The 18,826-nt window shown below is 65.7% G+C and carries 20 protein-coding genes; 16 read left to right on the top strand and 4 right to left on the bottom strand.

Going from position 1 to position 18,826, the window contains the following annotated elements:
- Positions 1-45 precede the first annotated feature (45 nt).
- Entirely contained in the window at positions 46-1,368 is a 1,323-nt protein-coding gene (locus tag ACLIVD_RS17575) for an SAM-dependent methyltransferase (RefSeq protein WP_283332313.1), read from the top strand.
- 94 nt (positions 1,369-1,462) lie between these two features.
- Positions 1,463-2,380, top strand: a complete 918-nt coding sequence (locus ACLIVD_RS17580; protein WP_283332314.1) for an alpha/beta hydrolase — start codon at positions 1,463-1,465, stop codon at positions 2,378-2,380.
- A gap of 2 nt (positions 2,381-2,382) precedes the next feature.
- Here ACLIVD_RS17580 and ACLIVD_RS17585 read toward each other — a convergent pair whose 3' ends face one another.
- Together ACLIVD_RS17585 and ACLIVD_RS17590 are read right to left on the bottom strand one after the other, a co-directional pair.
- Entirely contained in the window at positions 2,383-2,880 is a 498-nt protein-coding gene (locus ACLIVD_RS17585; protein ID WP_283332315.1) for an SRPBCC family protein, read from the bottom strand.
- Between the two features lie 123 nt (positions 2,881-3,003).
- Positions 3,004-3,990 carry a GlxA family transcriptional regulator gene (locus ACLIVD_RS17590; protein ID WP_491932786.1) on the bottom strand — a complete coding sequence of 329 codons (987 nt, stop codon included), beginning with the start codon at positions 3,988-3,990 and terminating at the stop codon, positions 3,004-3,006.
- Between the two features lie 125 nt (positions 3,991-4,115).
- On the opposite strand from ACLIVD_RS17590, the gene ACLIVD_RS17595 reads away from it, so the two are divergent.
- The 12 genes from ACLIVD_RS17595 (at position 4,116) to ACLIVD_RS17650 (ending at position 15,789) form a co-directional block, all read left to right on the top strand.
- Positions 4,116-4,754 carry an HD domain-containing protein gene (locus ACLIVD_RS17595; RefSeq protein WP_491932787.1) on the top strand — a complete coding sequence of 213 codons (639 nt, stop codon included), beginning with the start codon at positions 4,116-4,118 and terminating at the stop codon, positions 4,752-4,754.
- A gap of 55 nt (positions 4,755-4,809) precedes the next feature.
- Positions 4,810-5,247: a carboxymuconolactone decarboxylase family protein gene (locus ACLIVD_RS17600; protein ID WP_491932788.1), complete on the top strand. Its 438-nt coding sequence runs from the start codon at positions 4,810-4,812 to the stop codon at positions 5,245-5,247.
- A 31-nt stretch (positions 5,248-5,278) separates the two neighbouring features.
- Positions 5,279-5,647: a hypothetical protein gene (locus ACLIVD_RS17605; protein ID WP_491932790.1), complete on the top strand. Its 369-nt coding sequence runs from the start codon at positions 5,279-5,281 to the stop codon at positions 5,645-5,647.
- A 96-nt stretch (positions 5,648-5,743) separates the two neighbouring features.
- Entirely contained in the window at positions 5,744-7,288 is a 1,545-nt protein-coding gene (locus ACLIVD_RS17610; protein WP_317567516.1) for a flavin-containing monooxygenase, read from the top strand.
- Positions 7,285-8,217 (top strand): metal-dependent hydrolase, encoded by a 933-nt coding sequence (locus ACLIVD_RS17615; RefSeq protein WP_491932791.1) that lies wholly within the window; start codon positions 7,285-7,287, stop codon positions 8,215-8,217. Before ACLIVD_RS17610 ends, ACLIVD_RS17615 begins: the two co-directional genes overlap by 4 nt.
- The gene (locus tag ACLIVD_RS17620; protein WP_491932792.1) at positions 8,214-9,317 is read left to right on the top strand and encodes a PDR/VanB family oxidoreductase; all 1,104 of its coding nucleotides are present in this window, start codon (positions 8,214-8,216) and stop codon (positions 9,315-9,317) included. Before ACLIVD_RS17615 ends, ACLIVD_RS17620 begins: the two co-directional genes overlap by 4 nt.
- Positions 9,314-9,841 carry an SRPBCC family protein gene (locus ACLIVD_RS17625; protein WP_491932793.1) on the top strand — a complete coding sequence of 176 codons (528 nt, stop codon included), beginning with the start codon at positions 9,314-9,316 and terminating at the stop codon, positions 9,839-9,841. The genes ACLIVD_RS17620 and ACLIVD_RS17625 overlap by 4 nt, the downstream gene beginning before the upstream one ends.
- A complete protein-coding gene (locus ACLIVD_RS17630) occupies positions 9,838-11,322 on the top strand; it encodes an aldehyde dehydrogenase family protein (RefSeq protein WP_491932794.1) in 1,485 nt (494 codons plus the stop codon). Before ACLIVD_RS17625 ends, ACLIVD_RS17630 begins: the two co-directional genes overlap by 4 nt.
- Complete coding sequence (locus tag ACLIVD_RS17635) at positions 11,322-12,293, top strand: SDR family oxidoreductase (protein WP_491932795.1); 972 nt, start codon at positions 11,322-11,324, stop codon at positions 12,291-12,293. The genes ACLIVD_RS17630 and ACLIVD_RS17635 overlap by 1 nt, the downstream gene beginning before the upstream one ends.
- A complete protein-coding gene (gene fadD11 / locus ACLIVD_RS17640) occupies positions 12,290-14,131 on the top strand; it encodes a fatty acid--CoA ligase FadD11 (protein WP_491932796.1) in 1,842 nt (613 codons plus the stop codon). The genes ACLIVD_RS17635 and fadD11 overlap by 4 nt, the downstream gene beginning before the upstream one ends.
- 49 nt (positions 14,132-14,180) lie before the next feature.
- A complete protein-coding gene (locus ACLIVD_RS17645) occupies positions 14,181-15,350 on the top strand; it encodes an acyl-CoA dehydrogenase family protein (protein WP_491932797.1) in 1,170 nt (389 codons plus the stop codon).
- A 178-nt stretch (positions 15,351-15,528) separates the two neighbouring features.
- Positions 15,529-15,789 carry a hypothetical protein gene (locus tag ACLIVD_RS17650; protein ID WP_491932798.1) on the top strand — a complete coding sequence of 87 codons (261 nt, stop codon included), beginning with the start codon at positions 15,529-15,531 and terminating at the stop codon, positions 15,787-15,789.
- A 478-nt stretch (positions 15,790-16,267) separates the two neighbouring features.
- Here the strand turns inward: ACLIVD_RS17650 and ACLIVD_RS17655 are convergent, their stop codons facing one another.
- Positions 16,268-16,657, bottom strand: coding sequence for a RidA family protein (locus tag ACLIVD_RS17655; protein WP_411194544.1), 390 nt, complete (start codon positions 16,655-16,657; stop codon positions 16,268-16,270).
- A 117-nt stretch (positions 16,658-16,774) separates the two neighbouring features.
- Between ACLIVD_RS17655 and ACLIVD_RS17660 the strand changes: the two genes are divergently transcribed.
- Positions 16,775-17,827: an Rv2578c family radical SAM protein gene (locus ACLIVD_RS17660; protein ID WP_280782192.1), complete on the top strand. Its 1,053-nt coding sequence runs from the start codon at positions 16,775-16,777 to the stop codon at positions 17,825-17,827.
- Here ACLIVD_RS17660 and ACLIVD_RS17665 read toward each other — a convergent pair.
- Entirely contained in the window at positions 17,814-18,236 is a 423-nt protein-coding gene (locus ACLIVD_RS17665) for a PPOX class F420-dependent oxidoreductase (RefSeq protein ID WP_280782191.1), read from the bottom strand. The genes ACLIVD_RS17660 and ACLIVD_RS17665 overlap by 14 nt on opposite strands.
- A 130-nt stretch (positions 18,237-18,366) precedes the next feature.
- Here ACLIVD_RS17665 and ACLIVD_RS17670 point away from each other — a divergent pair, with 130 nt between their 5' ends.
- Positions 18,367-18,822, top strand: coding sequence for a hypothetical protein (locus tag ACLIVD_RS17670; RefSeq protein WP_283332329.1), 456 nt, complete (start codon positions 18,367-18,369; stop codon positions 18,820-18,822).
- Positions 18,823-18,826: the final 4 nt, after the last annotated feature.

Below are 18,826 nucleotides of genomic sequence, written 5' to 3' on the forward strand. Positions count from 1 at the left end.
GCAGCCGCAGTGGTGGTGGGACCCCAAACTTCGACGGAGGTGTGTATGACGGTCGCTGACACGGTGGCGCCGCTGGTTCGCGCGGTGGTGGGGGAACAGGTCCCGGTAGGAATCCGGTGTTGGGACGGTAGTCGCAGTGGTCCCTCGGACGCGCCGTGGCAGGTGCACATCGTCAATCGGCGTGGTCTGCGGCGGTTGCTGTGGGCGCCCAACGACCTCGGTTTCGCGCGGGCCTACGTATCCGGCGACATCGACATCGAGGGTGACCTGCTCGCCGGGCTCGACGTGTTGGAGCAGGTGTCGGACCCGACGAGGGGCCCCGGCGTACGGATAGACAGGCAGACGAAGAAGGCGCTGGCGACAGCGGCGCTGCGTCTGGGGATCATCGGCCTCCCACCGAAACCACCGGCCGAGGAGATGAAACCGGCGCGCGGGCACCGGCACGACAAGGAGCGTGACGCCGCCGCGATCAGCCACCACTACGACGTCGGCAACGACTTCTATCGACTCGTGCTCGGCGAGTCGATGACCTACTCGTGCGCGTACTGGGCGGAGCCGAGCGACGATCTGGACGCAGCCCAATATGCCAAATGCGATCTGGTGGCCCGTAAGCTCGGCCTGACCGCGGGGATGCGGATCCTCGACGTCGGCTGCGGGTGGGGAACCTTCGCGCTGCACGCGGCACGTCACTACGGAGTGCACGTCGTCGGTGTCACCCTGTCCCAGGAGCAGGCGGACTACGCCGCCAAACGGATGGTCGCCGCGGGCGTGGGGGAGTTGGTGCAGATCCGAGTTCAGGACTATCGCGACGTCACAGACGGCCCCTACGACGCGATCTCGAGCATCGGCATGGCCGAGCACGTCGGCGCCGCGATGCTGGCGACCTACGCCGCGGACCTGTTCGCGTTGCTACGCCCGCAGGGGCGGCTGCTCAACCACGCGATCTCGCGGCGACCCCGCAAACCCGCCGCCACGTTCTCCAAAACGTCCTTCATCGATCGCTACGTGTTCCCCGACGGAGAAATCGAACCGCTCGCGACGATGATCGAGGCGCTCGAAGGGGCCGGTTTCGAGGTGCGCGACGTCGAGTCGCTGCGCGAGCACTACGCGCTGACCCTGCGGGCCTGGGTGGGGAACCTGGAGGCGAACTGGGACGAGGCGGTGGCCTACAGCAGCGCCGGGCGGGCCCGGGTGTGGCGGATGTACATGGCCGGCGCGGCGTTGGCGTTTGCGGCGAATCGGCTCGGGATCAACCAAGTTCTGGCAGTCAAATCCTCCGATCGGGGTGACAGCGGCATGCCCGGCACCCGTGCCGAACTCTTGCAACAATCTGTACCGATACAATCTCCGTCGGCTCGCGAACGCTGAAAACCGTTCAGAAGCACTGAATTCGCGTTCGGTGTGTGCCGAGCGCTGCGCGGTAAACAGTGTGGTGATGAGACCCCGACGGTGAGGAGGGCGCGTGCGGTTCGCGCTGGACTATTTGCTGGCTGACGTGCCCGCGGAGCAGGTCGAGGAAGCTCGGGGTTTCTACACCTCGCGGGCAGCAGGCCGTGGCCCCCGCACCCCCGAGGAGTTGAGGGAAGTACGGGCGAGGCGGTCCGCTCCTTCTCCCGCCGATCCACCGGCGATCGAAGAGATGGTCGAAGCCGCGGGAGCGCATGTCCCGGTGAGGATCTCTACCCCCACCGGCGGTCGAGCGCGGGGCGTCTACCTCGACATACACGGCGGCGGCTTCTACATGGACTCCGCGGCGCGCGACGACGTGCGTAACCGTGAGCTCGCTGACGCTCTCCGCATCGCCGTCGTCAGCGTCGACTACCGGCTGGCACCCGAGCACCCGTGGCCGGCCGCACCCGATGACTGTGAAGCGGCGGCGCTCTGGCTCGTCGAACACGCCGATGCCCGCTTCGGATCATCCCGACTGGCGATCGGCGGGCGATCGGCGGGAGCGACACTCGCGATGGCAACCCTGCTCCGGCTGCGGGACCGGGGGGCCGTCGACGGGTTCACCGGCGCCGCACTCCAATTCGGCACCTTCGACTCGAGCGCGCAGACTCCGGCCGGACGTCGGATCGCCGACGAATACTTCATCCAGGCCTACGCCGGCCATGTGGAAGATCGCACTGCTCCAGACATCTCTCCTCTCTACGGCGACCTCCACGGCCTTCCCCCGGCGCTGCTGGTCGTCGGAAGCAAGGACGTGTTGTTGGAAGACAACCTCGCGATGGCAGGCCGGCTCTCCGCCGCCGGCAATGACGTCGAGCTCCGGATCTATCCCGACGCGCCCCACGGGTTCACGGGCCACCCCACGGCAATGGCCAGGACTGCGCTCAGCGGCGTCGAATCATGGCTCCTCGAGCGGCTCGCCCAACCGTAGGACTACTCGGCCGTCCAAGCCTGGGAGGTCGAGGCGGCAAGCTCGGCCAGGTGGTGCAGCGAGTTGGTGAGATGCTCAGGACCGAACGGCGGGAACTGGATGTACTCGCGGATGAACTGGGGCACCGCAGACCAGTCGTAGGTGAGCGTGACCTCGGTCTCGGCCGGGCCGCGCGGCACCAGGTCGTAGCGCCAGATCCAACCGCCGAACTCCAGGCGACCGCCGTCCTTCTCCTGCCCCGTCCTCCAGCCGATGGCGCGCGGCGGGTCGATCACGTGGACCTCGTTGGCCACCTGATACTCACCGTTCGGATGGTTGGGGTGATACATGTCCATCCGGAAAATCTGCCCCACCTCGGTCAGCGGCGCCCGGTCGGCGGCTTGCTGAACCCAGCCGGTGCCGTCGATCGCAGAATGGGTCGTCGGGTCGGCCAATACCGCGAACACCCTCGGGGCGGGCACGGTGACCGTCACAGTGGCGTTCACGTTGTCTTGATCCACTGTATGCACGCTCCTTGTTGCCTCATCTCACACCTCCCGCAGGTGCGGAAGCGGACACTCATCAATACAGACTGCGTGGCGAGGCGGAATTCATCGGTCGCCGACGCCACACGGTGGCCACGGTTATCCTGCGTCGGCGCGGTGTGCGGTGCCGAAGCGGCGTTGGTAGGCCGTCGGTGACATCGACAGCTCTCGCACGAAGACTCGTCGCAGGCTTTCGTAGCTGGGAAATCCGGCGAGTGATGCTGCCTGGGTTGCGTTGTGTCCCTGGTCGAGCAGCGCCTTTGCCAGGTCGAATCGGACCAGCTCGACATACCGGGCAGGCGTGGTGGACAGCTCGGTGCGGAAGAGTCGGGTGAGGTGGCGGGCGCTCATGTGGAGGTGTGTGGCGAGTTCGGCGAGCGAATGCTTCCCGGCGGGGTCCGCCGTCACCAGATCCACGATTCGGCGGAGGGCTGGTGTGCGCGGCGGTGGGCCTTGGAGTGGCGCGGAGAATTGCGATTGTCCGCCCGCGCGCTGCAGGTAGACCACGAGGCGTCGGGCGACGTCGCGTGTCAGTTCGGGGCCGTGGTCGTCTTCGACGAGGGCCAGCGCCAGATCGATGCCGGCGCTGACGCCTGCGGAGGTGTAGGTGGTGCCGTCGCGAACGTAGATCGAGTCGGGTTCGACGTGGGTCGTCGGGTGGCGGGCGGCGAGTTCGTGGGCGACTTTCCAGTGCGTGGTCGCGCGTTTGCCGTCCAGGAGGCCTGCCGCCCCGAGGATGAATGCCCCGGTGCAGATGGAGCCGACCCGGGCGGCTCGGGTGGCGAGGGTGTGTGTGGCGTCGAGGAGGTCGCGGGCGATGGCGGTTCGGGGGTAGATGTCGCCGCCGGCGACGAGGAAAGTGTCGGGGGACGGTTCCGATGCTGCGTCGCCGTCGACGGAGATCGTGATGCCGATGGACGATGCCACATTGGCCCCGGTCGGTGACAGCAGCACGATCTGGTAGTCGGCGCCGCATAGGTTCGCCTCGGCGAACACCTCGGCGGGGCCGGCGACGTCGAGCAGTTTCACCCCGTCGTAGACCAGGATCGCGACCCGGTGGGGGTGGGGGCTGGTGTGCATGCTCATCGCCTGTCCGGATTCGAGTGGTTCATGGCCGGACCGAGGCGGCGCCGGAGGCCAGGTGTGCGGCACCGTTGGGGGACGGACACATCGTCTGTTCTACAACATCGAAACCTGAAAGTGCAGGGCTCATGACCGAGATCATCGCAGGAGTGGAGATTCCCGAGACGCAGGCGGCGGCTGAGGCCACGGTTCTGATCAGGGAGACGACGAACCCGCTGATTTTCCATCACTCGCGGCGGGTGTTCCTCTTCAGCACGCTGCGGGCTCGCGAGCTCGGCCTGCGGCCGGACCCTGAGCTGCTCTACCTCTCTGCCCTCTTCCACGACACGGGTCTGCTCACGCCCTTCTCGGATGTGGAGCAGCGGTTCGAGCTCGATGGCGCCGATCGTGCTCGCAAGTTTCTGCTCGATCGCGGTTTCTCCGATGCCGCCGCTGAGGTGGTGTGGACGGCGATCGCGTTGCACACGACGCCGGGGATTCCCGGCCGGATGGGGGATGAGGTCGCTGCCACGAACTTCGGTGTTCTCACCGATGTGGTCGGGTTGGGTTTGGACGGTCTGGACCCGGATCAGGTGGGGGAGATTACCGCTGCCCATCCGCGGGGTGACTTCAAGAACGAGTTTCTGCGTGCTTTCGTCGACGGGCTCAGCTATCGGCCGGACACGACCTACGGCACCGTCAACGCCGACGTGCTCGAGCACTTCGTTCCGGGCTTCCGCAGCGTGAGCATGGTCGATCGGATCACGGGGTCGGCGTGGTCCGCGTGACCGGAACGCACGCACGACCATTCGTCAGTCCGGCACACTATTCGAAGGAAACATGATGACCAGCGTGAATCTCGGTAAGCAGCACCCGTCCGTTTACCAGAGCCTGACGAAGTTGGACGCGGAGGTGAAGGCAGCTCTGGAGGCGGCGGGGGTGGGCCCGCTGCTGGTGGAGTTGGTGAAGATTCGGGTCTCGCAACTCAACGGCTGCGCGTTCTGTCTTCGCTTGCATACCCGCGACGCGCTGGCCAAGGGGGAGAGCGCGGATCGACTTGCGGTCGTGGCGGCGTGGTGGGAGTCGCAGTACTTCAGCGACCAGGAGCGGGCGGCGCTCGGGCTCGCCGAACAGGTCACCGCGCTCGCTGTCCCGGAACGGCGGACCTGGGACGACGGCTCACTCACCGCCGTGCAGGTGTCCGCGATCAGCTGGCTGGCGACCGTGATGAACGCCTGGAACCGGGTCGCGATCACCAGCCACTATCCGGTTGCGCCGTAGAGTTCTCGGTCCTCGCGGCACGAGGCAGGCGGTGACGGCGAATCGGGCCGGCGCAAGTGCGGGAATCGCGGTGGTTGTCCATGGCGAGTGTCACCTGGTTGGATCCGGCGTGCTGTTGACGTTGGCCTGGGCTTCGATTGCCAGCGAAACATGGTCTATGACCCGGCTTTTGGAAATTTTCGAGTTGCCGGTGAGCCAATGCTGGTACAGGAACGCGAGAGCGCCGAACATCGTTGCCGTCCGTGCCCATGATTTCCAGGCCTGCTTCGATCAGTTGTTCCCGGCGCGTGGCCCGTCGGTCTTCCGGCTCCTGTCCACGCCATCGGCGGGGTGCGCCGCGGCCGGTCTCGGTCATGTCCTCATCCTCTCACTGCGGCGTGCAGGTCGGATGCCGGTGTGATCCTCTCCCTAATGTTGACATCGATCGCTGTTGACAGCGTGTGATGTCAGTTCTAGTGTTGCCGGCATGCGCGGCATCAACGAGGAGGGCGCCCGAATGGTCAGGTCTGCAACACCGGTGGAACTTCCGGTCGACAGCGTCGATGACCCACCCGAAGTGGTCGACGTACTCGTCGTCGGAGCGGGATTCGGTGGGCTGGGAACTGCGATCAGACTGAAACAAGCCGGCATCGACGACTTCGTCGTGCTCGACCGCGCGGAGGACATCGGCGGGACGTGGCGGGTCAACACCTACCCGGGAGCGCAGTGCGACATCCCCTCGATCCTCTATTCATTCTCTTTTGCGCCCAACCCGAACTGGACCAGGCTTTACCCGCTGCAGCAGGAGATCCACGACTATCTCCGCGCCTGCACTGAGAACTTCGGCATCGTCCCGCATCTGCGGATGGGTCACGACGTGCGGGACGCGACCTGGGACGACGACTCGCAGGTGTGGCACGTGACCACCAGTCGTGGAACCTGGGAGGCGCGGATCCTGGTCGGGGCGATGGGCCCGTTCAGTGAACCGGCGGTACCGAACCTCCCGGGACTTGCGAGCTTTCGAGGCGCTGTCTTTCACTCGGCGGCCTGGGATCACGAGCACGATCTCGCGGGGGAAAGGGTCGCGGTGATCGGAACCGGTGCCTCTGCGGTCCAGATCATCCCCCGAATCCAGCCGATCGTCGGTTCGATGACAGTGTTCCAGCGGACCCCGACGTGGATACTTCCGCACCCCGACCAACCGATGACCGGATGGCCCCGGAAACTGTTCGCGCGGGTACCTGTTGCCCAGCGGCTGGCACGGACCGGTCTCGATCTGGTCCAAGAGGCGATGGTTCCCGGATTCGTGTACAAGCCGGCGCTACTGAAAGGGCTGGCGGCACTCGGCCGCGCCCACCTGCGCCGCCAGATCCACAACCCCGAACTGCGGACAAAACTTACGCCCACCTATGCGTTCGGTTGCAAACGACCAACGTTTTCCAACTCCTTCTATCCGGCGCTCGCGCAACCGAACGTGGACGTGGTCACCGACGGAATTCGGGAAGTGCGATCGAATGGGATCGTCACCGAGGACGGCGTTCTGCACGAGGTCGACACGATCGTGCTGGGAACGGGCTTCCGGTTGACCGACAATCCCGCGTTCGATGTGGTGCGAGGTCGAGACGGTCGTACCCTCGCCGAGGCGTGGAACGGCAATGCCCGCGCCTATCTCGGCACCACTATCAGTGGTTTCCCCAACTTCTTCATGTTGCTCGGTCCCAATTCGGTCGTCTACACCTCGCAGGTTGTGACCATCGAAGCGCAGATTGCGTACATCCTCAGTTGTCTGCAGGAAATGAACGCGCAGGGGGCGGCGAGTATCGACGTCCGCCCCGATGTTCAGCAGGCATTCGTCGACGAGGTCGACGAGAGGTTACAGACCTCGGTATGGAACACCGGCGGGTGCAACAGCTACTACCTCAGCGGCGAGGGCCGCAACTTCACCTTCTACCCGGGGTTCAACCGCCGCTTCCGCGCGCGGACCCGCCGGGTGGACCTCGACCACTACATCGTCAGCGGGGCCGGAGCCTCGGCAAAGTCGACAGTGAGGACAGCAGGATGATGTCGTTTCCCCGAATCGGCCGAAACCCTGTGGTCGATCCTGTCGGTGCGCGGCGGTACACGGACGAGGCACACGCGATCGCCGCTCGTGACGTCGAGTTCTCCTGGGATGGAGTGCCATTGCACTATGTTCCCGACGAGCCGATGGCCACGCACGTCATCAACTTCATGCATCTGGTTCTTCCCGAAGGTGAGCGCGCGATGTCCGCGACGTTGGCGGAGGCACTGCCGCTGATCGAGGACGAGCGGCTCCATGAGGAAGTGGTCGGGTTCGTCGGCCAGGAGGCGACTCATGCCGCTTCGCACAAGGGTGCCCGTGAACACCTCGCGGAACTGGGCATGGACATCGAACCGATGGCGAAGAAGATGGACTGGCTCGTAGACCGGATTCTGGGAGATCGAGGGCTGTCCGGCCGCGCGAAACGGGCGTGGCTGTGCGAACGGCTGGGCTTGTTCGCCGCCATGGAGCACTACACCGCCGTGGTGGGGGAGTGGCTCCTGACGGACCCCGCGCTGGAGAAGGCGGGCATGCATCCGGTGATGCTCGACATGGTCCGGTGGCACGGCGCCGAGGAGGTCGAACACCGGAACGTCGCCTTCGACGCCTACATGTACGTCGACGGCAGCTATGCCCGCCGCGTACGAACGGCGCTGATCGCCAGCCTCACGCTCAGCTTGCTGTTCCTGACATCGATGAACTACCTCTTCCGCGCCGACCCGTCGACGGACAAGGGTCGCTTCTGGCCGCTGCAGCTGATCCGGGCAACCAGGCGGGGGCTCGTGCCCAACATCAAATTCCTGATCACGGAGATTCCGCCGTACCTCCGTCCCGGCTTCCATCCCTCGCAGATCGGTGACATGGATGTGGCGATGCGATACCTCGCACAGTCGCCTGCCGCCAACCGTTCCCACCGAGAAAGTCACTCATGACGATGACGACGTCGGACAGGTCCGCAGGTTCGGACTCCGATACGCCCCATTTCGAACCCTCCAGGGTTCTCCGGCTGGCCGCGCGGGCGACGGTCGCGTACCGGCACGTGTTCGCCGCCAGCCGGGCAGCTCCATGGCTGTCGAGGCCGAAGCCTGTGCGCAACTGGGGGTTCGATAGGGATCTGATTGTTGCGGAGGTGCGGACCGAGGCTGCTGATGTGGTCAGCCTGAAAGTGGTGTCGCCGGACGGACGCGATCTTCCGTCCTGGATCCCGGGCGCTCACCTCGACCTGATCCTCCCGTCGGGAAAGCAACGGCAGTACTCTCTGTGCGGCGACCCCGACGACCTGTCGTCCTACCGCATCGCGGTCCGCCGGATCGACACCGGTCTGGGTGGCTCGATCGAGGTACACGACTCCCTGCGGGCAGGGACGCCGATCACCGTGCGGGGGCCGCGCAACGCCTTCCCGCTGGTGGCCGCGGACTCGTATCTGTTCGTCGCGGGCGGAATCGGAATCACTCCGATCCTGCCGATGCTGAAGAGATGCCACGACCGTGAACTGCCATGGCGGCTGGTGTATCTCGGCCGCTCCCGAGCGACCATGCCGTTCCTCGACGAACTCGCCAGGTACTCCCGTGGCCAGGTCGAGATCCGGCCGGACGACGAACTCGGCCCTCCCGACATCACCGGAATCGTCGCCACGGCTTCACCGGGTGCCGCCGTCTACATGTGCGGCCCGACACCGTTGATGACGACCGCACGTCGGGTGATGCGCGAGACCGACCCGACCGGATCGCTTCACACCGAACGCTTCTCACCACTTCCGGTGGCCGATGGCCGCGAGTTCGAGATACACCTCGCCCGCCGAGGGACGACCGTGTCCGTCGGGCCGGACGAGACCGCGCTGGCCGCGATCCGCCGGGAGGTCCCCGGCGTCGCCTACTCATGTCAGCAGGGCTTTTGCGGCACCTGTCGCGTACGTGTTCTGGCCGGCGAGGTCGATCACCGCGACAGGATCCTGACGCACAACGAGAAGGAGGATTCGATGCTGATCTGTCTGTCCCGCTCGGCCGGTGGGTCACTGGTGGTCGACCTGTGACGCGCTGGTACCCACTCGCCGCGACCGACGACGAGTTCCTGCAGACCGCCCGATTCCGGATCGTGCACGTCGTGAATCTCTCGACGGACACCGGCCACGTGTGGAGTGTGTTGACCGCACACGACGCACTGGTGTCGTGGGCGCGGCTGATCACGGCAAGCGAGTGGACATCGTCGCGGCCGTTCGGCGTCGGCACCACCAGGACCGTGACGCTCGGGCACGGGGCCGCAGCGCTGAGGGAACGCTTCTACCGCTGGGACGAGGGCAGACGGATGACCTTCACCGCCGAGGCAGCCAGCAGACCGGGATTCCGCCGGTTCGCCGAGGACATCACCCTGGAGCCGACGCCGGACGGAACCCGCCTCACCTGGACCTTTGCGGTGGACTCCGCGCCCGGTTTCGCCCCCATTCTCGCGCTGTCCCTGCCACTCCTTCGTCGGGTGACACGGGGATGGGCGAACGCGCTCGCCGACACGGCGCTCGACGACACGGCGCTCGACGGACCGAGGGGCACCACCCGATGATCAGCACCTCGGCTGCGGCCGACACGTTCGATGTGATCAGTCCGGCGAACGGGCAAGTGGTCGGTACTCACCCACGCGGGTCGGCCGACGACGTCGACGACGCGGTGCGCCGCGCGCGTGAGGTCGCCGGATGGTGGGCGGAACTGGGATTCGAGGCACGCGCCCGGCGACTCGATGCGTGGCGGGGCATCATCGCCCGCCGGGCACCGGAACTCGCGGAACTCACCCACCTCGAGATGGGCAAGCCGCAAGCGGACGCGATGTTCGAAATTGCGATGGCCTTGGAACACCTCGCGTGGGCAGCGAAGAACGCCGCCCGGGTACTGGGTCGTCGCACGGTCCGCCCCAGCCTCCTCACCGTCAACCAGGCGGCCGGCATCGAGTATCTCCCCCTCGGAGTCGTGGGGGTGATCGGACCGTGGAACTACCCCATTTTCACCCCGCTCGGTTCTCTGTCCTTCGCGCTCGCAGCCGGGAACACCGTGGTCTACAAGCCCAGCGAGTACACCCCGGGAGTCGGTGTGTGGTTGGCCCAGACATTGTCCGAGGTCGTGCCGGAACACCCGGTTCTGCAGGTGGTCACGGGTGACGGCTCGACGGGAGCAGCGCTGTGCCGATCGGGTGTGGACAAGATCGGGTTCACCGGTTCCACCGCCACCGGAAAGCAGGTGATGACCGCGTGCGCGGCGACGCTCACCCCGGTCCTGATGGAGTGCGGCGGAAAGGACGCCTTGATCGTGGACGCTGACGGCGACCTCGACGCCGCGGCCGATGCGGCGGTGTGGGGTGGATTCTCCAACGCCGGTCAGACCTGCCTCGGGGTGGAGCGGGTGTACGTGCACGAAGAGGTATTCGACGCGTTCGTCGATCGGGTGGTCACCCTCGCAGGCACGATCCGGGCCGGTACCGGCGGGAACGCCCAGATCGGTCCCATCACGATGCCCACGCAGATCGACGTCATCCGTCGCCACATCGACGACGCGATCGGAAGGGGCGGCCGCGCCGTACTCGGAGGGCCGGACGCCATCGAGGGCAACCTCGTGCAGCCGACCATTCTGGTGGACGTGCCGGAGGACAGTGCCGCGGTCACCGAGGAGACATTCGGGCCGACACTGACCGTCACCAGGGTGCGGGATATGGACGAGGCGGTCGAACGGGCCAACGCGAGCCGATACGGATTGGGGCTGAGCATCTTCTCCCGCCGACGCGGCGACGAGATCGCGACGAGAATCCGCACCGGCGCGGTGTCGGTCAATTCGTACGTCATGTACGCCGCCGTCCCGAGCCTGCCGCTGGGTGGTGTCGGTGATTCCGGATTCGGCCGGGTCCACGGTGCTGACGGGTTGCGGGAATTCACGTTTCCCCGTGCGATGACGAGGCAGCGATTCCCGTCGATTCTGCCGCTCACCACGTTCCGGCGCACACCACGGACCGACGCTCTGGTCCGCGTTCTCGTCCGACTGCTCCACGGAAGGCATTGATGATGGCCACGTTCAGAACCCGGTCGACAATTGCGCGCACCCTGAGAGACCTGGGCCTCCCACTTCCCGGTCGAGGCGCCGAGTACAACGTTGCCGGCAAGGTGGTCCTGATTACCGGCGGAGGCGACGGTATCGGACTGGCATCGGCGCGAGCGCTGCATGCCCGCGGCGCAACGGTCGCGCTGCTCGACGTCAATCAATCGTCGCTGACGGCAGCCGAATTCGCGCTCGGCCGACGGCGGGTCCTCACCCTGGTCGCCGATGTCCGCGACCGTCCCGGCATGGATGCAGCCGTGCACGCAGTGATCGAGCGGTATGGGCGGATCGATGTGGTGATCGCGAACGCCGGAGTGACCCCGCCCCCGTCCACCCTCCGCCAGATCGATCCGGCGGGCTTCGACCGCGTCATCGACATCAATCTCACCGGTGTCTTCAACACCGTCCATCCTGCGATCGACGAAGTGATCGCGCGACGCGGCCACATCGTGGTGGTGTCGTCTGCGGCGGCCTTCGCACCCGGTCTCGGTGGCGCGTCCTACATGATCAGCAAGGCCGCCGTCGAACAACTCGGCCGGGCACTCCGTCTCGAACTCGCCGGCTACGGCGCCTCCGCGGGTGTGGCGTACTTCGGGATGGTCGACACCCAACTGGCTCGGGCAACACTCGACGACGACGAGATCGGCAGAAGGCTCGATGCGCGCCTTCCGCGTCCGCTGCGCCGCCGCATCAGCCCGGAGGATGCGGCGACGGTGATCGCAGACGCTATCGCCCGCCGCGCGGGACGCACCCTCGCTCCAGCGGCATGGCAACCGTGGGCCCTGGGACGAGGACTGGTGAACGTGCTCGCCGACGGCTACCTCGCGGCCGACGCCGAATGCCACCAACTGATCCGTGAGCTCGAAGAACGCCCCATCACCACACATGCGAGTGGATCCACGACAGCCGGTCCCGACGCGAGGAGAACACCATGACCATCGAGGAAGCGCCCCACACCCTGTGCGCAGCTTTTCAACGCACCGCCGCCATCGACCCGGACGCCATCGCGCTGCGAACGGTCGGTGATGCACAGACCTTGACCTGGCGGCAGTACTCGAGCCAGGTCCGCGACGTGGCAGCCGGATTCGCCGCACTCGGAGTCCGCCGCGGCGACACCGTCGCCGTGATGATGGCCAATCGTGTGGAGTTCTACCCCATCGATGTCGGAGCCCAACATGTCGGGGCGACGTCGTTCTCGATCTACAACACGCTTCCCCCCTCTGCCATCGCATACGTTCTCGGCAACGCCGAAGCCAAGGTCGTGGTGTGCGAGGCCCAGTACGTGGAGCGGATCAGGGAATCCGGCGCACAGCTGGACCAGATCGTCGTCATCGACGCCGAGGGAGGAATTGCCCCGGCCGGGACACTCACCTTGAACCAGATGAAGGCGCTCGGCTCACCGGACTTCGACTTCGACGCCGCGTGGCAATCGGTGCGGCCCGACGATGTTGCAACCCTGATCTACACCTCGGGCACCACCGGCAACCCGAAAGGCGTGGAGTCGACTCATGCCGCATTGCTGTTCGAGGCCGGCGCGGTGTGCTGGATCCTCCCGATCGAGTTCGGAGACCGCATCACCTCCTTCATGCCGTCGGCACACATCGCCGATCGGATGACGGCGCTGTACTTCCAGATGGTGTTCGGAACGCAAGTCACCGTCGTCGCGGACGTGCGGGAGATCGCTGCCGCACTTCCCGACTGCCGGCCGACCATCTGGGGCGCGGTGCCGCGTGTCTGGGAGAAGCTGAAGATCGCGGTCGAACGGGCGGTGGCGAACGAGCCGGACGACGCACGGCGGCACGCGTTGCAGTGGGGGCTCGATGTCGGCGCACGCCGGATCGAGATGCTCCGGGCAGGGCTGCCGGTACCGGAGGAACTGGAACACGAGTTCGTCAAGGCAGAATCGATGGTGTTGGCGCCGATGCGCGCCGAACTCGGATTCGACAAGCTCAGATGGGCCGTGTCGGGGGCGGCACCGATACCCGCCGACACGTTGGCGTTCTTCTCCGGGCTCGGGCTGCAGATCTCCGAGATCTGGGGGATGTCGGAACTGACCTGCATCGCCAGCGCGGCCCCGGCCGATCCCGCCAAACTGGGAACGGTCGGCAAGATCGTGCCCGGCATGGACATGCGGGTCGCGAACGACGGTGAGCTTTTCGTTCGTGGCCCCCTCGTCATGAAGGGTTACCGGGGGGAGCCCGCCAAGACTGCCGACGCCGTCGACGCCGACGGATGGCTGGCCACCGGTGACGTGGTGTCCATCGACCCGGACGGATACCTCGCCGTGATCGATCGGAAGAAGGAACTGATCATCAACTCGTCGGGGAAGAATATGTCCCCCGCCACCATCGAGAACGCACTCAAGGCCACCTCCTCGCTCATCGGCGGCGTGGCCACCATCGGAGATGCGCGGCCGTACAACACGGCCCTGATCTCACTCGATCCCGAGGCCGCAGCCAATTTCGCTGCGACGAAGGACATCCTGGTCGACGCCGCTTCCCTGGCACGAGACCGCGACATGATCGCGATGATCGCGACCGCCGTCGCGATGGCCAACACGTGCCTCTCTCGCGTGGAGCAGATCAAGCGCTTCCTGATCCTCCCCACCTTCTGGGAGCCGGGCGGTGACGAACTCACCTTGACGATGAAGCTGCGCCGCAAACCGATCGCCGAGAAGTATGCATCCGAGATCGAGCTGCTCTACCGCGAACCACTCGCCCAAGGTGTGTATGAGCCCGCCGCCCGGACGTCGGGAGTCCCGGTGGGGAGCTGAGACACCTGATCCCTCATGACTCGTTCGCAACAACTGTGGAGACGAACCCTTGACTGCTCACCCTGCCATCACCGACATCGCATCCCCATGGATGGACGACGAACTCGGCGCGGTTGCCGAACTCGCCCGCAACTTCTTCGCCAAGGAGGTCACCCCCCACCAACGCCGGTTCGCCGCACAGGGCTTTCCGGACAAGGGGGTCTACGGCACCCTGGGCAAGCTGGGCTTGTCGGGTATGTCGATTCCTACGGAGTTCGGCGGAGGGGGAGGAACTTTCGCTCACGATGCCGTGCTGTTCCACGAACAGGTGATGGCGGGTGACCACTCGTTGCAGCTCGGTGTGCACTCGGGAATCGTTCCGCACTACCTGAACGCGTACGGAAGCCGCGAGCAGAAATCGCGATGGCTTCCCAAGCTCACCAGCGGTGAATGGGTCGGTGCCATCGCCATGACCGAACCGGGCGCCGGCTCGGATCTGCAAAATATCACTACCAAGGCCGTGCGTGACGGGGGTGACTATGTCATCACCGGCGGCAAGACCTTCATCTCCAACGGTCGCAACTGTGACCTCGTGATCATCGCGGCCAAGACCGATGCCACGCTCGGGGCGAAGGGTGTGTCTCTCGTTGTCGCCGAGGTGAACGACGACACTCCCGGATTCTCGCGCGGACCGATCTTCGACAAGCTGGGCCAGAAGGGGCAGGACACCACCGAACTGTTCTTCGACGGACTTCGCGTCCCGGTGGACAACCTCCTCGGAGAACGCGAGGGTGCCGGCTTCGTCCAGCTGATGCAGCAACTACCACAGGAAAGGCTGATCTGCGGCGTCGCTGCCGTCGCCGCGATCGAACGCGCAGTAGCACTCACGATCGAGTACACCAAATCGCGGACAATGTTCGGAAAGACCCTGTTCGACCTCCAGAACACGCGCTTCGAACTTGCCGAATGCGCCTCCCTCGCGAGGGTATCGCGCACCTTCATCGACGACTGCATCGACAAGCACCTTCGCGGCGAACTCGATGTCACTACCGCCGCAATGGCGAAATACTGGTTGACCGACCAGCAGTGCGCCGTGATCGACCGCTGTCTCCAACTGTTCGGAGGATACGGTTACATCCTCGAATACCCCATCGCCCAGATGTACGCCGACGCCCGCATCCAGCGCATCTACGCCGGATCCAACGAGGTCTTGAAAGAACTGATCTCGAGAGCGCTATAGCAAGCAGGCAGCTCAGCGTCGTCGCATGGTGGGTGATTCCGCAAGTGCCTACCAATATGCACACGATCGGCTCGGCCTGGTCTGGGGACGTGCCGGGGCGGAAAACAGATCTGACAGAAGAGCAATCGGCTCTACTGGACCGTTGGTTCGGGCAGTGGCAGGTTCTCGCGGATCATTCGTGGCCATTGCAGGACACGACCGTACTGAGAGTGCGGACAGCTTGCAACGACTTCATCGTGAAGGCATCACGGTCGAGGGGTCGCCAGCGGAATGGGACCCGGCCACCTACCTGCAGGCGGCGCAGGCACTCGCTGGCCTGCTGTTGCCGGGCGAGGTGTCTACCGTGTACTACGCAAATCTGATCGAGCGCACGCATGGGTACATCGACCGGGCGGACGATCTGGTGCCGGCTGACCAGCTGGAGGCATTGGACAAGTGATCTGGTGAGGTTGCAGCCTCAGCAGTTCATGGGCCGCCGATTTGGAGGAGGCCTTCCTTGCCGGTCTCGGGCGTGATCTCACCGCCTCGGACGTCGAAACCTTGGACCTCGAGTGGATGCATCAGGCGATAGCGACTGTGGTGTGGGCTCACAACATTGGTGACGCAGAGTTCGAGCAACACGGCCGCTGGATGCTCGACAAGAGCGTCGGCCCGGGTATCCCAGGTTGATCTTTGAAAACGTAGAAACGCGACGCATCTACCGATCGGCGGAATCCCGCAGATCATGACCGCAGGCAGATCGCCGGTCGGGCAGTGAGTGTCGCTCAGGCGTGCCCACACCGGGTGCGGACCCACCCATCTCGGATTCCGACCGGGCGCCCACTACGGTGGCGACCCGGTCGGAAGTCGAGGCGGTGCTCAGCACGCAATTGCGTGCGTCGTGAACGGGTGGGTGAGGTGCCGCCTCCCCGCGTCGGTCAGTCGCCGATGACGGCGTCGGCCTCGATCTCGATGAGCAGGCCGGGGGCAATCAGCGCGCTGACCTCGAGGATCGTGGTGGCGGGTCGGATTTCGCCGAAGACCTCGCCGTGCGCGATGCCGGCCTCTTCCCACCGGCTCATGTCGGTGAGGTACATGCGGGTGCGGATCACATCGGTCGTGCTCGCGCCGGCCTCCGTGAGTGCTGCCTCGATCCGGCGCAGTGCCTCCCGCGTTTGTTCGCCGAGATCGTTTCCGCCGACGGGGCCGTCGGGACCCGACGCCGTGGTGCCCGACACGGACACGAGCTGGCCGATGCGCACGGCGCGGGAATAGCCGATCTTGGCTTCCCATTCGGAACCGGACGAGACGTTGTTTCTGTTCGACATGGGCAACATTGTCGCAAGCCCCGATCCGGCGCTCACCAGCGCGGTCTTTCCCCACGATCCGGTCTCCGCGCGGGTCGAAGTCTTGACACCGGTTAGAACAAATGTTCGCATGTACTCATGAGGTGGGATGGGCAAGCGGTCGACGCCGACGACGGTGCATTGCCGGGGCTGGAGCGCGCCGGGCTCGTGCGCAGCGTGCAGACACCCGAGTTCGACGGCATCACCTTCCACGAGGTGCTGTGCAAGAGCGCGCTGAACAAGATGCCCGAGGAGTCGCAACTGCCTTTCCGCTTCACCGTCAACGCTTTTCGCGGATGCTCACATTCCTGTCGCTACTGCTTCGCGCGGCCCACCCACGAATACCTCGACCTCGACGCGGGCCGCGATTTCGACAGTCAGATCGTCGTGAAGACCAACGTCGCGGCGGTGCTGCGCAAGGAACTGGGGCGCCGGTCGTGGAAGCGGGAGCACGTGGCGCTCGGCACCAACACCGATCCCTATCAACGAGCGGAGGGCCGGTACCGTCTGATGCCCGGCATCATTCGAGCGCTGGCCGAATCCGCCACCCCGTTCTCGATACTGACCAAGGGGACGTTGCTGCGGCGCGACCTCCCGCTGCTGACGCTCGCGGCCCAGCAGGTGCCGGTCAGCATCGGCGTGTCGCTGGCGATCCACGATCCCGACCTCCAGAAGTCGATCGAGCCGGGCACACCCACCCCGAAGGCGCGCCTCGATCTGATCCGGGCGATCACCGACGCCGGCCTCCCCTGCAATGTGATGGTGGCCCCCGTCATTCCCTTCCTGACCGATTCGGTACGGCATCTGGACGGACTACTCGAATCCATCGCCGATGCCGGGGCCTCGGGTGTGACCGTCTTCCCGATGCACCTGCGCGGCAGTACCAAGGGCTGGTTCATGAACTGGCTGTCGACGGAGCATCCGGCGCTCGTCCGTCAGTACCGGCAGTTGTACGGGCGGGCGGCCTACGTTCCGCCCGAGTACACATCGTGGCTGAAGCAGCGCGTCGACCCTCTCGTCGACCGGTACGGTCTGGGCGGCGCGGCGAACCATCGGGAGGCCGGACAGGCCGGACAGGCCGAGGCCGTCGAGCCCGATCGCGGTGAACTGGTCGGGGTCGGTCGTCCCGGACCGGCGCTCACTCTCTTCTGACGTGAACGGTCCGCCTCGGCTCGTACCATTCGGCGCCGGCAGGTTCTCCCGCCATGTTCCAGCTCCACGAGATGGTTGGTGCGATGCGCACATAGAGACCGGGGCCGACCATTCCGTCCCGTTCCACCGGCTGATCGGCCGTGCCGTAGACCCGGATGGACCGCGCGACGAACGGCTCGAACGACACCAGGTCGTCGACGACCAGTGACACCTTGTCGTTCCCGGCCCGGATGTTCCGGAACTTGCGGGTACCGGCGACGGACGGTCCGGAACCTCCCACCCAGAAGTCCGTTCCGTCGAACTCGAAGGCGAGTGGAACGACGTCGGGTTGCCCGTCCGCGCCCACGGTGGCGACGCGGGCGATCGGCTGTGACCGCAGGTAGGCGATCTCTTCGTCAGTGAACGACATGGAAATCTCCTCGTCGATGTCGACCGATGTTTCTGCGTCGACACTAGCCAAGCGCACGAGTAACGCTCCCCGCATTCCCGGAGACAAGGGGAAGAGAGGTTCGCCCGACGCACAACGACCGAGGAGCGCCATGCCTGTGGGAAATCTGGTTGTCCGGTCGGCGGTGGTGGGTTCGCTCGCCGCGGCCGCACTACTCGGTGCACCGGCCGCCGCCGGGGCGGATGCTGCGACGCTGACCCCCACCTACACGATCGGGCACGGTCTGAACCCCGGCGACCTCAGCGTGTGCGGAGGGCGGATCGACGCCCACGCGTCGTCCGATTACCCGGAGTCGTACGGTCCGAACTACGTGCTGTTGACGACGTACTTCGTGGGCCCCTCCCGGGTCTGCATGGTCGACGGCACCCTGCATTGGCGCAACCTCGACACCGGCGCCTCCGGAACGAAGCAGTGGGCGTTGAGCGGATGGGACGGTCCGGGCGCGCCGACAGCCGTGTACTTCGATCCGGGGGCGGGCCGGGTCAGCATCGAGATCGCCACGAGCACCCCGAACATTCCGGGGAGGGGCGAGTTCACGGCGTCCTGAGCGG

Source organism: Rhodococcus sp. G6(2025), from assembly GCF_058628105.1.